Here is a 14,807-nt window from a genome sequence, read left to right as displayed (position 1 = left end):
GGACCTGAAAATAGACGTTTCAGTGCACACCTGTACTTCTTTCGCCAGGTGCGCTGTGACTTTCACCACAACGCAATAGTCTACCTGTAGGCTGCCGCCCCGAAGTCATCGCTTTTCGGGCCGGCCGGGAAGATTCATCCCCTGCCACAGGGGGTTATTGAGGAGCTCGCATGACCAAACAACACGCCTTTACTCGGGAAGACCTGCTGCGCTGCAGTCGCGGTGAGCTGTTCGGCCCAGGTAATGCGCAACTGCCCGCGCCGAACATGCTGATGGTCGATCGCATCACCCATATCAGCGAAGAAGGCGGCAAGTACGGCAAAGGTGAATTGGTCGCCGAGCTGGATATCAATCCGGACCTGTGGTTCTTTGCCTGCCACTTCGAAGGCGATCCGGTCATGCCGGGCTGCCTGGGCCTCGACGCCATGTGGCAGCTGGTCGGTTTCTTCCTCGGCTGGCAGGGCCTGCCAGGCCGCGGTCGTGCCCTGGGTTCGGGTGAAGTGAAATTCTTTGGCCAGGTATTGCCTACTGCCAAGAAAGTCACCTACAACATTCACATCAAGCGCGTCCTCAAAGGCAAGCTGAACATGGCCATCGCCGATGGCTCCGTCAGCGTTGACGGCCGCGAGATCTACACTGCCGAAGCCCTGCGGGTCGGCGTGTTCACCTCCACTGACAATTTCTAAGGGTTATTCGCATGCGCCGCGTCGTTATCACTGGTCTGGGCATCGTATCGTGCCTGGGCAATGACAAAGCTACCGTCACCGAAAACCTGCGCAACAGCCGTCCGGGTATCCGTTACAACCCGGAATACAAGGAAATGGGGCTGCGTAGCCAGGTTTCCGGGTCCATCGACCTCAACCTCGAAGAACTGATCGACCGCAAGGTCTACCGCTTCGTCGGCCACGCCGCTGCCTACGCCTACCTGGCCATGCAGGACGCGATCAAGGACGCCGGCCTGACCGAAGAGCAGGTTTCCAACCCGCGTACCGGCCTGGTGGCGGGCTCCGGCGGCGCCTCGACCCTGAACCAGATGGAAGCGCTGGACACCCTGCGTGAGAAAGGCGTCAAGCGCGTCGGCCCGTACCGCGTCACCCGCACCATGGGCAGCACCGTTTCGGCGTGCCTGGCGACCCCGTTCAAGATCAAGGGCCTCAACTACTCGATCTCGTCGGCCTGCGCGACTTCGGCACACTGCATCGGCACCGCCCTGGAGCAGATCCAGTGGGGCAAGCAGGACATCGTCTTCGCCGGTGGCGGTGAAGAAGAGCACTGGAGCCAGTCGTTCCTGTTCGATGCCATGGGCGCCCTGTCGACAAAGCGCAACGAAACCCCGGAACTGGCTTCGCGCGCCTATGACGCCGACCGTGATGGCTTCGTCATCGCTGGCGGTGGTGGCATGGTGGTGGTCGAGGAGCTCGAACACGCGTTGGCCCGTGGCGCGAAAATCTACGCCGAAATCGTCGGTTATGGTGCCACTTCCGACGGCTACGACATGGTTGCCCCGAGCGGCGAAGGTGCCATCCGCTGCATGCAGCAGGCACTGTCCACCGTCGACACCCCGATCGACTACCTGAACACCCACGGCACTTCGACTCCGGTCGGTGACGTTGCCGAGATCAAGGGTGTTCGCGCCGTGTTCGGCGACAAGGCCCCGAAAATCAGCTCGACCAAGAGCCTGTCGGGCCACTCGCTGGGCGCCGCTGGTGTACACGAGGCAATCTACTGCCTGCTGATGATGGAAAACAACTTCATCGCCGGCTCCGCCAACATCGACGAACTGGACCCGGAGGTCGCCGACCTGCCGATCCTGCGCAAAACCGAAGAAAACGCCAAGATCGACACGGTCATGAGCAATAGCTTCGGCTTTGGCGGCACCAACGCCACCCTGGTGCTCAAGCGCTGGGAAGGCAAGTAAGGCCTCGCTGCAGTAATTGAAAACGCCCCGACTGGTTCGGGGCGTTTTTGTTTTTGCTGCCTGTACCGGCCCTATCGCCGGCAACCATCATTTATGCCTGGGCAGAATAGACAGAAAATTCTCCCGGGCCACCTTGTTTGCCACCGCCTCCGGCAATGCATCCAGAAACGGCCCGAACCCGTGCAGTTGCTCCCCCAGGCTGCCAAACCGCCCGACCACATCCGACCCCAGCATGAACCGTTCCGGGTGCTTCTCGACCAAGGCCAGCCATTCCTTGCGCGGTACCCCCTTGTCGTCCAGCAGATAAGGCTCCAGCACACTCCACGACAGGTCGACATACAGGTTCGGGTAATCGTCCAGCAACCGCGTCAGCACCGGCAGCAGAAAGTCCATCTGCGTCTGGTGCCGGTGGATCTCCATGCTGCTGCCGGCATGCGCCCAGATGAACCGCGTATGCGGGTGATTGCGCAGTGGTTCTTCGAGCTCCGCCAGGTACAACGGGTTGCGCTCGCGCTTGGAGGTGATGTTGGAATGCAGCAGCACCGGCAGATCGCGCTCGGCCGCCAGGTGATAGATGCGCGTCATGGCTTCGTTGTTGGCGCGCGGCGTGTCACCACTGGTCAGTGCCGTGAGGTCGTCGTGACGGGTGAATACCTCGCCAATGCCTTGCCACAGGCCCGGGTACATATCGAGCATGCGTTCGATGTGGCTGACGGCGTTCTTGTCCACCGGATTGAAACCGGTCAGGAACGGATGAAAACGCCGACGCTGCTCGTCCGGCAATTTCAGCACGGCCGCCGCCACGTAGGTGTCGGTTGCGCTGTACCAGTAGGCATCGGCGTCGTCACCGGCGTAATAGCGCGGGCGCTTGGGCTCGTCCTCATGCCACTTCTTGGCCACCGGGATACCGGAAATCATCGACTGGTCGATACCTGCCGCATCCATGGCCTTGACAAGCGCCGGCATCCCCTCGCTTTCCTGGAAGAAGTCGACATAGTGCAGGTGGGCATCACTGTAGCGGTAGTCGCGCGCCTGTGCCGCCTGGCACAGCCAGCCGGACAACAGCACGCAGGCCAGCGCTCTGGCTATCATGGGGCAGCTTCCTTTTACCGGGTATGGAAAGAGTAGACCGGCCGGCCAACCAGACGGTTCAGCCAACGCCTGCGAACCGCTATGCTAGGGGCATTCCACCTCGCCTGGAGCCCTTCCCATGAGCAGCCCTCTGGTCATCCGCCCACGTGCCGAGTCGGTCGAGGGCCAGCCGATCCTGCGCCCGCTGCCATCGGCCCAGTGCCGCAGCGTCGGCCCATTCGTGTTTTTCGACCATATGCTCGAAACCGACTATCCCCCGGGGCACGGCATGGACATCCGCCAGCACCCGCATATTGGCCTGTCAACGCTGACTTACTTGTTCGAAGGCGCAATCCTGCACAAAGACAGCCTCGGCTCGGAGCAGCGCGTGCTGCCTGGGGATGTGAGCTGGATGACCGCTGGTAAAGGTGTGGCGCATGTCGAGCGCACGCCTGCGGACGCCCTGAGCCATGGCTCACGCTTGCACGGGCTGCAGGTGTGGCTGGCCTCGCCACAGGCGCTGGAACAGGGCGAACCGAGCTACAGCCATCATCCAGCGGCGAGCTTGCCGTTCAGTGATAGCCTGGGCGTGCGTATCTGCATGATTGCAGGCAGCGGGTTCTGCCTGGAATCACCGGTGCCGGTGCTCTCCCCTACCCTTTATGCGCATGTGACGATGCAGCCGGCCACTACGCTGGTAGTACCTGGCGAACATGTACAGCGGGCGCTGTATCTGCTCGACGGTGAGCTGTTCATGGATGGCGAACAGGTCGAGGCGTGCAGCCTGGTGGTCCTGCCAGAGGGTGAATGGGTGACGCTGTATGCCGAGGAAGAGTGCCAGTTGGTACTGATTGGCGGGGACCCGCTGGATGGGCCGCGGCGGATGAACTGGAATTTTGTCGCCAGTGACCCGGAACTGATCGAGCAAGCCAGGGCCAGGTGGGCTGCCGGGGATTGGCCAGTGGTGCCGGGGGAAACTTCGAGGATCGAGTTGCCTAGGTGATTTTGGGGCTGCTTTGCAGCCCATCGCCGCGGTTCGTCGCCACGACAAGCCAGCTCCCACAGATACAGCTCATGCCACTTTGTGGGAGCCGCGCTTGCCGGCGATGGGCCGCACAGCGGCCCCTGCGGTATCAGCGCTGGAAAACTTCGCTGAGCAGGTTGTGCATCGAGCGGAACGCCCGCTCCGAAGTACGGCGGTCATACTGCATCTTGCCCGGCACATTGGCATTCGGGTCGGTAAACGAGTGCACTGCCCCGCCGTAGCTCAGCAGCTGCCAGTCGACCTTGGCCGCATTCATCTCGTCTTCGAACGCTGGCAACTGCTCTTTCGGCACCAGTGGATCGGAAGCACCATGCAGCACCAGCACCGAGCCCTTGATGCGCTTGGCATCTTCTGCGTTCGGCGTGTCCAGGGTGCCATGGAACGACACCGCCGCCCGCAGGTCAGCCCCGGTACGCGCCAGCTCCAGGGCGCAGCAGCCACCGAAGCAGAAACCGAACGTGCCAACCATGCCAGGCTCCAGCAGCGCCTTCGACTGCCCCAACAGCTGCGCCAGGGCCTCTTGCATGCGCTTGCGCAACTCACCACGGTCGTTCTTCAGCGGCATCATTGCCGCGCCGGCCTCGTCGGCATTGGACGGACGCACACCCTGCCCGTACAAGTCAGCAATCAGCACCACATAGCCCTTCTCGGCCACTTCCTTGGCGATGCGCTCGGCCCCCTCGCCGATACCCATCCAGTTCGGCGCCATCACCAGCCCCGGCCGGCCCAGCGCCCCCGGCTCATGGACCAAGCGGCTTTCGTAGGTCTTGCCGGACAGATGGTAGACCAGCGATTCGACGATTACTTTGCTCATCAAGCACTCCTTTGGCACTGTTCTTAAAAAGCCTGCCATGAAAAAAGCCCGCCGAAGCGGGCTTTCCTGTGCATCAACTCAAGCAGACAGCTCGACCAGCAGCTTGTTCAGGCGACGAACGTAGGCCGCCGGGTCTTTCAGGCTGTCACCGGCCGCCAGGGCCGCCTGATCGAACAGGATGTGCGACAACTCGGCAAAGCGGTCCTCGCTCTGTTCGTTGTCCAGCTTCTCGATCAGCGGGTGACCCGGGTTGAATTCGAAGATCGGCTTGGACTCGGGCACCTTCTGCCCGCTGGCTTCGAGGATCTGACGCATCTGCAGGCCCAGGTCCTGCTCGCCAATGGCCAGGATCGCCGGCGAATCAGTCAGGCGGTGCGATACACGCACTTCGGCCACGCTGTCACCCAGCGCACCTTTCAGGCGCTCGACCAGGCCTTCCTTGTCCTTGGCGACTTCTTCCTGGGCCTTCTTGTCCTCTTCCGAATCCAGGTTGCCCAGGTCCAGGTCGCCGCGGGCGACGTCGACAAACGCCTTGCCGTCGAACTCGTTGAGGTAGCTCATCAGCCACTCGTCGATGCGGTCGGTCAGCAGCAGCACTTCGATGCCTTTCTTGCGGAAGACTTCCAGGTGCGGGCTGTTCTTGACCTGCGCGTAGGACTCGCCGGTCAGGTAATAGATCTTGTCCTGTCCTTCCTTGGCGCGGGCCAGGTAGTCGGCCAGGGAGACACTTTGCTCGCCGCTCTCGTCCTGGGTGGAGGCGAAGCGCAGCAGGCCGGCGATTTTTTCCTTGTTGGCAAAGTCTTCGGCCGGGCCTTCTTTCAGCACCTGACCAAAGTTTTTCCAGAAGCCCTTGTACTGCTCGGGTTCGTTCTTCGCCAGCTTCTCCAGCATGTCCAGCACGCGCTTGGTCAGCGCGGTCTTCATCGAATCGATGATCGGGTCTTTCTGCAGGATTTCACGCGACACGTTCAGCGACAGGTCGTTGGAGTCGACCACACCCTTGATGAAGCGCAGGTACAGCGGCAGGAACGACTCGGCCTGGTCCATGATGAACACACGCTGCACGTACAGTTTCAGGCCGCGCGGTGCTTCGCGCTGGTACAGATCGAACGGCGCGCGGGCCGGCACGTACAGCAGCGAATTGTATTCCAGCTTGCCTTCGACCTTGTTGTGGCTCCAGGCCAGCGGGTTTTCGAAGTCATGGCCGATGTGCTTGTAGAACTCCTGGTATTCCTCGTCCTTGATCTCGGTACGCGGACGGGTCCACAGGGCGCTGGCGCGGTTGACGGTTTCCCACTCTTCGGCTTGCTGTTCATCACCTTCGGCTGCAGCTTGCTCTTTCGGCAGCTGAATCGGCAAGGCGATGTGATCGGAGTACTTCTTGACCACGTTGCGCAGGCGCCAGCCATCGGCGAACTCCAGCTCGTCCTTCTTCAGGTGCAGGACAATGCGGGTACCGCGCTGTGGCTTGTCGATGGTGGCCACATCGAACTCACCCTCGCCTTTCGACGACCAGTGCACGCCTTCGGCGGCCGGCTGGCCGGCGCGACGGCTGTACACATCGACCTTGTCGGCAACGATGAACGCGGAGTAGAAGCCCACGCCGAACTGACCGATCAGGTGCGAGTCCTTCTTCTGGTCACCGGTGAGGTTCTTCATGAAGTCGGCAGTGCCGGACTTGGCGATGGTACCCAGGTGAGCAATGACGTCTTCGCGGCTCATGCCGATGCCGTTGTCCTCGAGGGTGACGGTACCGGCGTCCTTGTCGAAGCTCACGCGAATCTTCAGTTCATCGCCGCCCTCGAGCAGCTCGGGCTTGGCCAGCGCTTCGAAGCGCAGTTTGTCCACGGCATCGGAGGCGTTGGAGATCAACTCACGCAGGAAGATCTCCTTGTTCGAATACAGCGAATGGATCATGAGGTGCAGCAGCTGCTTTACCTCGGTCTGGAAGCCCAGCGTTTCTTTTTGAGTATCCACACTCATGGTCTTCAAAACTCCGATCTGATGGCAGTGGGCGCCTGGCGGCCGGTTCGGCCTGCGTTAACGGCGGATGTCATGCAGATGGGGGCAGCCCGGATGATTTCAAGGGCTTTTCCGGTTCAATCTTGAAATGCGCGCGCGCCGTGGCGATCGGCGATTGCCTGTCACCTTGCCAGGCGGTGATGGCCACGTTGGTCACCCGTCGACCCTGGCGCCACAGCTGGCACTGTGCGTAGGTATCCCGAAAATGCCCGGCCCGCAGGTAGTCGATGGAAAAATCGATGATCTTCGGAATGCTTGCGCTGTCGCTGTAGATCAGCAGGTACAGCGCCGCCGACAGCTCCATGAAGCCGGCGATCACGCCGCCGTGAATGGCGGGCAGCAGCGGGTTGCCGATGTTGTCCGGGTTGGCCGGCAGGCGAAACAGCAGGTCCTCGCCCTGGCGCTCGCATTCGATGCCGATCAGGCCTGCGTAGGGGATCAGCGCCAGTAGCGGCCGGTAATCCCCTTGGGCATGGGCGGCGTTGAGCTGCTGGCGAACCGCGTGCGGAATCATGCCCCACCCTCCTTCAGGTTGTTGCCAAAGCGGATGCCGCCCTTGACCTCCTGGCCCAGCCGCATGAATGTACCGACCACCTGGCAAATCGGCTGGTCAGGGTCGTCCTGGTAGGCGGTGCCACGGGTAAAGATCACATCACGGGTCACCCGGTAGCACTGGGCATGGCCGTAGATTGCCTTGCCGGCCTGCGCCGGGTGCATGTAGTCGATACGCAGGTCCAGCGTCGGGCACACCTCGAAGCGCGGCAGCACACACAGCGTGGCCATGCCGCAGGTGGTGTCCATCAGCGTGGTCAGGGCGCCGCCATGCACAGCGCGGGTTTGCGGGTTGCCGACGATGGCCGGCGACCAGGGCAGGATGAGGGTGATGCCCTGCGCATCGGCGTGTACCACACGCATCTGCAACAACTGGCAATGTTTCAATGCCGAGAGAAAACGCTCGGCCATGGCCATCAAGGTTGAATCGCTCATTCGCTGTATCCACCTGAACTGCCGCAGCGGCATGGATTGAGTAAAAAGTCTATCTGGAACGGGGCGTTATATATCTGTAATCTCCGTTGAACTTCTTCCGCGTAGTTGTACTCGAAGGTTCAAGTCAACTTATTCCACCAAGGAGAAACACCCCCATGCGTAAACCTTTTGCTTTTGCTCTGATGCTGGCTGCTGCCATGGGCCTGGCCGCTTGCGATAAAGCGAGCGAAGACAAAGCCCAGGACGCACAAGAACATGCTGAACAAGCCCAGGAGAAAATGGGTGAAGCTCAGGATAAGATGAACGACGCCGCCAAGGAAAACGCCGAAGCTGCCAAAGATCAGGCCGAAGCCGAGCAGAAGGCTGCCGAAGAAGCCGCTCCGGCTACTCCGGCTGCCCCAGTTACGCCGGCCGAACCCGCCAAGCAGTAATTGGCTGAAACAAAAAAACCCGACGCTGTCGGGTTTTTTTGTGCCTGAAACTTGAGGATTAAACGTTTCAGTTGCCCGCCGCACTAGTTTCCCTGGCAGGCTCGCCAGGCACACTTTCCGTGGGTGTGAACACCATCACATCGAGCACATCCGAATGGAACTCGCGGCGGTACAGGATCAGCACTACCCCGACACTCATGGCCATGAACAACCACGGGCTGATGAACCAGCTCAACATGGCCATGCCGAAGTAATACGAGCGCAGGCCCAGGTTGAACTGGTTGGCAGCCAGCGACAGTACCCGCGCCGCGCGTGAAGCAAACGCCTTGCGCTCCAGCTCGTTGACCAGGCGCTCGCCGACCATCGGTGCCGAGCCTACCAGTACTGCGGCGAAGTTGTACTGGCGCATGCACCAGCTGAAGGTGAAGAAGGCATAGACGAACACCGTGGCCAGGCACAGCAGCTTGATCTCCGACATGCCCTGGGACGCCTGCTGGACTAGCGGCAGGTCGGCCAGCAGCGACAGTGCCCGGTCCGAGGCACCCAGCACGGTGAGTATGCCGGCCAGGATGATCAGGGTACTGGAGGCGAAGAACGAGGCGTTGCGCTCCAGGTTGCCGATCACGCTGGCATCGGCGATGCGGTTGTCGCGCAGCAACATGCGGCGCATCCAGTCTTCCCGGTACAGGTGCAGCACGCTGGCCAGGCAGGCGGTGTCGCGGCCCTTCCAGATGGCATAGCGGGTGTACCCGCCCCAGCACAGGGCAAACCAGACGATGGCCAACAGGTTGTTGAGGTTGCTTTGGATGAAGTTCATGCAGTGTTCCCGAATGGGCCAGGTGCCTAGAGGATAGGGACCGGGTTTCGACGCTGGCAAGCGGCAAAAGGCACACCTTCTGGCAGATATCTGCACAGGCAAAGAAAAAGCCCCGCATCCTCTCGGATACGGGGCTTTCAAGCTTCCACCCTTGGCGCGCACCTTTCGGCTTGTGGCCGGTGCCGCCCTCAGGCTTCGGCTATCAGGCCAGCGCCTCGCGCGGCTTGCCGAGCATGCGGTCGCAGGCGACGGCACCCACCAGGGTCACCACCGAAGGCACCAGCCAGGCCATGCCCGCATCGCTCAATGGCAGGTGCGCCAGGAAGTCCGGCAGCACATGGGCAATGCTGCTGCCCTTGATCGCGTCGACCATGCCAAACACCAGCGATACCAGCATTACCGGGGCCAGGATGCGGGTCGGCGAGTTCCACAGGTCCTTCACGAAGCTCAGGCCGACCACCACGATGCACGGTGGGTAGATGGCGGTGAGCACCGGGATCGAGAACATGATCAGCTTGGTCAGGCCCAGGTTGGAGATCAGCAGCGAGAAGCCGGCAAGGATCACCACCAGTGCGCGGTACGACAGCGGCAGGATCTGGCTGAAGTACTCGGCGCAGGCGCAGGTCAGGCCAACCGCAGTCACCAGGCAGGCCAGCGCGATCAGCACGGCCAGGAAGCCACTGCCCAGCGAGCCGAAGGTATGCTGCACGTAGGCATGCAGGACCGCCGCACCGTTGGTAGCGTCCGCCGCGATATCGTGGCTGGTGGCGCCCAGGCGGAACAGGCTGATGTACACCAGGGCCAGGCCGACACCGGCGATCAGGCCGGCGATGATGGCGTAGCGGGTAATCAGCTTCGGCGACTCGACACCGCGCGAGCGAATGGCGTTGACGATGACGATGCCGAACACCAAGGCACCCAGGGTATCCATGGTCAGGTAACCGTCGGAAAAGCCTTTGGAGAACGCGGCGGCGGCGTAGGCAGGCTGCGCTTCACCAATGGTCCCGGCTGGCAGCGCAAAAGCTGCAATACCCAATACGGCCAGGGCGATGATCTTCAACGGTGCCAGGAAGCGGCCCACGGTATCGAGCAGTTTGCCCGGATACATGGACACTGCCAGCACCACGATAAAGTACACCAGGCTGTAGATGAACAACGCCAGCGGGCTTTCACCGGTCAGCGGGGCCACACCTACTTCGAACGACACGGTCGCGGTACGCGGGGTGGCAAACAGGGGGCCGACCGACAGGTAGCACACGGCTGCCAGCAAGCCGCCGAAGAACTTGCCGATCGGGCTGCTCAGGGCATCCATGCCACCGCCGACCTTGGCCAGGGCGACCACGGTGATGACCGGCAGGCCCACCGCGGTAACCAGGAAGCCGAGGGCGGCCATCCACACGTGCGGGCCAGACTGCAGACCGACGATAGGCGGGAAGATGATGTTGCCAGCGCCTACGAAAAGCGCAAACGTCATAAAGCCAAGCGCCAGGATATCCTGGCCTTTGAGAACTTTCATTTAAGGTAGTACCACACTGCTGAAATCGGGATTCGAGAGGGGATTTCCCATTGGATGAGGGGAAATGCTGCCCGGCTTGATAGGCCAGACCCGTTTAGCGTGTCGTTCCCTTTTGGGGTACGGGCACAGAGTGAACACGTAATGTAACTGTTTTGTCAGTCAAACGCACTGGCACAGTGCTGCTTGTCCGATGTGCGTACATGTTTGTCGTCTGCGCGACCGTCAACAGTGGGAATTATCCTCGGATTGAAACATTCGTCTGTATGAAAATTCCTATCCAGGCAATCGAAAATTCCATGTTGTCTGCACCGGCCCCTTCGCGGGTAAACCCGCTCCCACAGGGAAATCACAAACCTCAAGGACTGTACGCTACCTGTGGGAGCGGGTTTACCCGCGAAGGGGCCGGTGCTGAATTTCACGAACCCAAAAACGACAGAGGCCACCCGAAGGTGGCCTCTGTGCGCGTGGGGGGTGTAGCAGTATTACTTCTTGGCTTCCCAGCCAGTCAGCTCGGCCAGGGCCTTGCCGATGTCAGCCAGGGAACGCACGGTCTTCACACCCGCGTCCTGCAGGGCGGCGAACTTCTCGTCCGCAGTGCCCTTGCCGCCGGAGATGATGGCGCCGGCGTGGCCCATGCGCTTGCCCGCAGGTGCGGTAACACCAGCGATATAGGAAACCACAGGCTTGGTGACGTGGGCCTTGATGTAGGCCGCAGCTTCTTCTTCAGCCGAACCGCCGATCTCGCCGATCATGACGATCGCTTCGGTCTTCGGGTCTTCCTGGAACAGCTTCAGGATGTCGATGAAGTTGGAGCCCGGGATCGGGTCACCGCCGATGCCGACGCAGGTCGACTGGCCGAAGCCGGCGTCGGTGGTCTGCTTCACAGCTTCGTAGGTCAGGGTGCCGGAACGCGAAACGATACCGACCTTGCCTGGCAAGTGGATGTGGCCTGGCATGATGCCGATCTTGCACTCGCCCGGGGTGATGACACCTGGGCAGTTAGGGCCGATCAGGGTCACGCCCAGCTCGTCGCACTTGACCTTGGCATCCAGCATGTCCAGGGTAGGAATGCCTTCGGTGATGCAGACGATCAGCTTGATGCCGCCGAAGGCCGCTTCCAGGATCGAGTCCTTGCAGAACGGAGCCGGTACGTAGATGACCGAAGCGTCAGCGCCGGTAGCTTCCACGGCTTCCTTGACGGTGTTGAACACCGGCAGGCCCAGGTGGGTGCTGCCACCCTTGCCTGGGGTTACGCCGCCGACCATCTTGGTGCCGTAGGCGATGGCCTGTTCGGAGTGGAAAGTACCTTGCGAGCCGGTGAAGCCCTGGCAGATGACTTTGGTGTCTTTATTGATCAGGACGCTCATTACTTGCCCTCCGCAGCTTTGACAACTTGTTGAGCAGCGTCGGTCAGGCTGGTTGCCGCAATGATGTTCAAACCGCTTTCTGCCAGTACTTTTGCGCCCAGTTCGGCGTTGTTGCCTTCAAGGCGAACGACGACCGGAACTTTCACGCCGACTTCTTTCACTGCACCGATGATGCCTTCGGCAATCATGTCGCAGCGAACGATGCCGCCGAAGATGTTGACCAGAACGGCCGCGACATTGCTGTCGGACAGAATGATCTTGAACGCTTCGGTAACGCGCTCTTTGGTAGCACCACCGCCAACGTCGAGGAAGTTGGCTGGCTTGCCGCCATGCAGGTTGACGATGTCCATGGTACCCATGGCCAGGCCGGCACCGTTGACCATGCAGCCGATGTTGCCTTCCAGCGCCACGTAGTTCAGCTCGAAGCTGGCAGCGTGGGCTTCACGAGGGTCGTCCTGCGACGGGTCGTGGAAGGTTTTCAGCTTGGGCTGACGGTACATGGCGTTTGCGTCGATGTTGATCTTCGCATCCAGGCAGTGCAGGTCGCCGTCGGCCTTGATGACCAGCGGGTTGACTTCGAGCAGGGCCAGGTCGTGTTCTTTGAACAGCTTGGCCAGGCCTACGAAAATCTTGGCGAACTGTGCAACTTGCTTGCCTTCCAGACCCAGCTGGAATGCCAGTTCACGACCCTGGAACGGCTGAGCGCCGACCAGTGGATCGATAGTAGCCTTGATGATCTTCTCAGGAGTTTCGTGAGCGACTTTCTCGATGTCCACGCCACCTTCGGTGGAGGCCATGAACACGATACGGCGGCTCGAGCGATCGACTACAGCGCCCAGGTACAGCTCTTTGGCGATGTCAGTGCAGGATTCGACCAGGATCTTGGTCACTGGCTGACCGTTGGCGTCGGTCTGGTAGGTTACCAGGCGCTTGCCCAACCATTGCGCAGCGAACGCCTTGGCGTCTTCCTTGCTGCGAACCAGCTTGACGCCGCCCGCCTTGCCGCGACCACCTGCGTGAACCTGGGCTTTGACAACCCACTCGTTCCCGCCGATCTTGTCGCAGGCTTCTGCTGCAGCTTCAGGGGTGTCGACTGCGAAACCCTTGGAAACTGGCAGGCCGTATTCAGCGAACAGCTGCTTACCCTGATACTCGTGAAGATTCATGCTTTTTACCGTCTTCGTTAGGTACTGCGCTTCGGCGCTGCGCCATTACTGGCGCCGCACCACCTGTGACCGTTGACCCCGGGTTTTCCCGTGTGATCCGGTCCGGCGGACTTTCCGCGGTGAGTCATGCACGCAAGACTCACGACGGGCAGCCCGCCGTGGTTTCTTATAATTAACGCTTCTTACGGTTGGCCACGTGAATGGCGCCGCCATTCACCGCCAGCGCTGCTTCATGCAACGCTTCGGACAGGGTTGGATGGCTGAAGACCATCATGCCCAGGTCCTCGGCACTGGTGCCGAATTCCATTGCGATTGCGCCCTGCTGCACCAGTTCGGCAGCCGATGGGCCAATCACGTGTACACCCAGAACGCGGTCAGTCTTGGCATCGGCGATGACCTTGACGAAACCACCGGTGTCGTTGGCCGCCATCGCACGGCCGCTGGCAGCGAACGGGAAGGTGCCTACGTTAACCTCAACACCCTCGGCCTTCAAGGACTGTTCGGTCTTGCCGACCCATGCGATTTCCGGGTGGGTGTAGATAACCGAAGGGATCAGGTCGTAGTTCATCTGGGCCTTGTGGCCCTTGATGCGCTCAACCACCATGATGCCCTCTTCCGAGGCCTTGTGGGCCAGCATCATGCCGCGTACCACGTCACCGATGGCGAACACGCCCGGCACGCTGGTGGCGCAGTGATCGTCGACGAAGATGTAGCCACGCTCATCGATGGTCACGCCGCTGTCCGAAGCCAGCAGGTCGGTGGTCACCGGGCGACGGCCGACCGCAACGATCAGCTTGTCGAAGGTAATCTTCTGCTCGCCTTCGGCGTTGGTGTAGGTGACTTCGACTTCGTCGCCGTTGACTTTCGAGCCGGTGACGCGCGCACCCAGCTTGATGTCCAGGCCTTGCTTGGTCAGGGTCTTCTGGGCTTCTTTCGACACGGCGGTGTCGGCAGCCATCAGGAAGGTGTCCAGGGCTTCCAGGACGGTGACTTCAGCACCCAGGCGAGCCCACACCGAGCCCAGCTCCAGGCCGATGACGCCGGCGCCGATAACGCCCAGGCGCTTCGGTACGGTCTGGAATTCCAGGGCGCCGGTGGAGTCGACGATGACGTTCTGGTCGACCGGGGCCGGCGGAATGTCGATCGGACGCGAGCCGGAAGCCAGGATCACGTTTTCGGCTTCGATGACTTCGGTGGTGCCGTCAGCCTTGGTCACTTCGACTTTCTTGCCGGCCAGCAGTTTGCCGTGGCCCTGGATCGAAGTAACGCCATTGGCCTTGAACAGGGTGGCAACGCCGCCGGTCAGGTTCTTGACGATGCCAGCCTTGCGGCCAACCATCGCGGCCACGTCCATCTTCACTTCGCCAGTGGAGATACCGTGCACGTTGAAGCTCTCTTTGGCTTCCTTGTACTTCCAGGAGCTGTCCAGCAGCGCCTTGGACGGGATGCAACCTACGTTAAGGCAGGTGCCGCCCAGGGCCAGCTTGCCCTCGCCGTCGGTGTATTTTTCGATACAGGCAGTCTTCAGACCAAGTTGGGCGGCCTTGATGGCAGCTACATAGCCGCCAGGACCTGCACCAATCACCACTACGTCGAATTTCTGGGTCATAAAAGATTCCTTATCAGCAACAAGCTACAAGCCAAAAGCTGCAA

Annotated in this window: 14 protein-coding genes; 4 read left to right on the top strand and 10 right to left on the bottom strand. The window is 61.0% G+C overall.

What is annotated here, in order from left to right; all coding sequences use genetic code 11:
• Positions 1-170 precede the first annotated feature (170 nt).
• Both fabA and fabB read left to right on the top strand, forming a co-directional pair.
• Entirely contained in the window at positions 171-686 is a 516-nt protein-coding gene (gene fabA / locus AC5O5I_RS08170; protein WP_027592861.1) for a 3-hydroxyacyl-[acyl-carrier-protein] dehydratase FabA, read from the top strand.
• A gap of 11 nt (positions 687-697) precedes the next feature.
• Positions 698-1,918: a beta-ketoacyl-ACP synthase I gene (gene fabB / locus AC5O5I_RS08165; protein WP_172226272.1), complete on the top strand. Its 1,221-nt coding sequence runs from the start codon at positions 698-700 to the stop codon at positions 1,916-1,918.
• An 87-nt stretch (positions 1,919-2,005) separates the two neighbouring features.
• On the opposite strand, the gene AC5O5I_RS08160 is transcribed toward fabB, so the two are convergent.
• Complete coding sequence (locus tag AC5O5I_RS08160; protein WP_172286249.1) at positions 2,006-3,010, bottom strand: amidohydrolase family protein; 1,005 nt, start codon at positions 3,008-3,010, stop codon at positions 2,006-2,008.
• A gap of 118 nt (positions 3,011-3,128) precedes the next feature.
• Between AC5O5I_RS08160 and AC5O5I_RS08155 the strand changes: the two genes are divergently transcribed.
• Complete coding sequence (locus tag AC5O5I_RS08155; protein ID WP_494512327.1) at positions 3,129-3,992, top strand: pirin family protein; 864 nt, start codon at positions 3,129-3,131, stop codon at positions 3,990-3,992.
• Positions 3,993-4,122: 130 nt separating this feature from the next.
• Here AC5O5I_RS08155 and AC5O5I_RS08150 read toward each other — a convergent pair whose 3' ends face one another.
• The 4 genes from AC5O5I_RS08150 to AC5O5I_RS08135 all read right to left on the bottom strand — a co-directional run bounded on the left by AC5O5I_RS08150 (position 4,123) and on the right by AC5O5I_RS08135 (position 7,857).
• A complete protein-coding gene (locus AC5O5I_RS08150; RefSeq protein WP_172226281.1) occupies positions 4,123-4,848 on the bottom strand; it encodes a dienelactone hydrolase family protein in 726 nt (241 codons plus the stop codon).
• Positions 4,849-4,926: 78 nt separating this feature from the next.
• Complete coding sequence (gene htpG, locus AC5O5I_RS08145) at positions 4,927-6,831, bottom strand: molecular chaperone HtpG (RefSeq protein ID WP_494512326.1); 1,905 nt, start codon at positions 6,829-6,831, stop codon at positions 4,927-4,929.
• A gap of 70 nt (positions 6,832-6,901) precedes the next feature.
• The gene (locus AC5O5I_RS08140) at positions 6,902-7,384 is read right to left on the bottom strand and encodes a PaaI family thioesterase (protein ID WP_172286245.1); all 483 of its coding nucleotides are present in this window, start codon (positions 7,382-7,384) and stop codon (positions 6,902-6,904) included.
• On the bottom strand, positions 7,381-7,857 hold the full coding sequence (locus tag AC5O5I_RS08135) for a PaaI family thioesterase (protein ID WP_494512325.1): 477 nt from the start codon (positions 7,855-7,857) through the stop codon (positions 7,381-7,383). The genes AC5O5I_RS08140 and AC5O5I_RS08135 overlap by 4 nt, the downstream gene beginning before the upstream one ends.
• A 155-nt stretch (positions 7,858-8,012) precedes the next feature.
• Here AC5O5I_RS08135 and AC5O5I_RS08130 point away from each other — a divergent pair, with 155 nt between their 5' ends.
• Positions 8,013-8,288: a hypothetical protein gene (locus AC5O5I_RS08130; protein ID WP_172226308.1), complete on the top strand. Its 276-nt coding sequence runs from the start codon at positions 8,013-8,015 to the stop codon at positions 8,286-8,288.
• A gap of 67 nt (positions 8,289-8,355) precedes the next feature.
• Here the strand turns inward: AC5O5I_RS08130 and AC5O5I_RS08125 are convergent, their stop codons facing one another.
• The 5 genes from AC5O5I_RS08125 to lpdA form a co-directional block, all read right to left on the bottom strand.
• Positions 8,356-9,105 carry a DUF599 domain-containing protein gene (locus tag AC5O5I_RS08125; RefSeq protein ID WP_494512324.1) on the bottom strand — a complete coding sequence of 250 codons (750 nt, stop codon included), beginning with the start codon at positions 9,103-9,105 and terminating at the stop codon, positions 8,356-8,358.
• Between the two features lie 202 nt (positions 9,106-9,307).
• Complete coding sequence (gene brnQ, locus AC5O5I_RS08120) at positions 9,308-10,621, bottom strand: branched-chain amino acid transport system II carrier protein (RefSeq protein WP_172230035.1); 1,314 nt, start codon at positions 10,619-10,621, stop codon at positions 9,308-9,310.
• A 482-nt stretch (positions 10,622-11,103) separates the two neighbouring features.
• On the bottom strand, positions 11,104-11,988 hold the full coding sequence (gene sucD / locus AC5O5I_RS08115; protein WP_172230032.1) for a succinate--CoA ligase subunit alpha: 885 nt from the start codon (positions 11,986-11,988) through the stop codon (positions 11,104-11,106).
• Positions 11,988-13,154, bottom strand: coding sequence for an ADP-forming succinate--CoA ligase subunit beta (sucC, locus tag AC5O5I_RS08110; protein ID WP_172230028.1), 1,167 nt, complete (start codon positions 13,152-13,154; stop codon positions 11,988-11,990). Before sucC ends, sucD begins: the two co-directional genes overlap by 1 nt.
• Before the next feature lie 172 nt (positions 13,155-13,326).
• Positions 13,327-14,763, bottom strand: coding sequence for a dihydrolipoyl dehydrogenase (gene lpdA / locus AC5O5I_RS08105; RefSeq protein ID WP_172230025.1), 1,437 nt, complete (start codon positions 14,761-14,763; stop codon positions 13,327-13,329).
• Between the last annotated feature and the right edge of the window lie 44 nt (positions 14,764-14,807).

This window comes from Pseudomonas sp. 9_2_1 (assembly GCF_059295275.1).
The sequence above is the reverse complement of the archived record's forward strand: the minus strand, read 5'-3'. Positions and strand labels throughout refer to the sequence as shown.

Excerpts from the sequence above, each read along its gene's own strand:
- fabA (WP_027592861.1), top strand. The coding sequence starts at position 171 with ATGACCAAACAACACGCCTTTACTCGGGAAGACCTGCTGCGCTGCAGT.
- fabB (WP_172226272.1), top strand. The coding sequence starts at position 698 with ATGCGCCGCGTCGTTATCACTGGTCTGGGCATCGTATCGTGCCTGGGC.
- AC5O5I_RS08160 (WP_172286249.1), bottom strand. The coding sequence starts at position 3,010 with ATGATAGCCAGAGCGCTGGCCTGCGTGCTGTTGTCCGGCTGGCTGTGC.
- AC5O5I_RS08155 (WP_494512327.1), top strand. The coding sequence starts at position 3,129 with ATGAGCAGCCCTCTGGTCATCCGCCCACGTGCCGAGTCGGTCGAGGGC.
- AC5O5I_RS08150 (WP_172226281.1), bottom strand. The coding sequence starts at position 4,848 with ATGAGCAAAGTAATCGTCGAATCGCTGGTCTACCATCTGTCCGGCAAG.
- htpG (WP_494512326.1), bottom strand. The coding sequence starts at position 6,831 with ATGAGTGTGGATACTCAAAAAGAAACGCTGGGCTTCCAGACCGAGGTA.
- AC5O5I_RS08140 (WP_172286245.1), bottom strand. The coding sequence starts at position 7,384 with ATGATTCCGCACGCGGTTCGCCAGCAGCTCAACGCCGCCCATGCCCAA.
- AC5O5I_RS08135 (WP_494512325.1), bottom strand. The coding sequence starts at position 7,857 with ATGAGCGATTCAACCTTGATGGCCATGGCCGAGCGTTTTCTCTCGGCA.
- AC5O5I_RS08130 (WP_172226308.1), top strand. The coding sequence starts at position 8,013 with ATGCGTAAACCTTTTGCTTTTGCTCTGATGCTGGCTGCTGCCATGGGC.
- AC5O5I_RS08125 (WP_494512324.1), bottom strand. The coding sequence starts at position 9,105 with ATGAACTTCATCCAAAGCAACCTCAACAACCTGTTGGCCATCGTCTGG.
- brnQ (WP_172230035.1), bottom strand. The coding sequence starts at position 10,621 with ATGAAAGTTCTCAAAGGCCAGGATATCCTGGCGCTTGGCTTTATGACG.
- sucD (WP_172230032.1), bottom strand. The coding sequence starts at position 11,988 with ATGAGCGTCCTGATCAATAAAGACACCAAAGTCATCTGCCAGGGCTTC.
- sucC (WP_172230028.1), bottom strand. The coding sequence starts at position 13,154 with ATGAATCTTCACGAGTATCAGGGTAAGCAGCTGTTCGCTGAATACGGC.
- lpdA (WP_172230025.1), bottom strand. The coding sequence starts at position 14,763 with ATGACCCAGAAATTCGACGTAGTGGTGATTGGTGCAGGTCCTGGCGGC.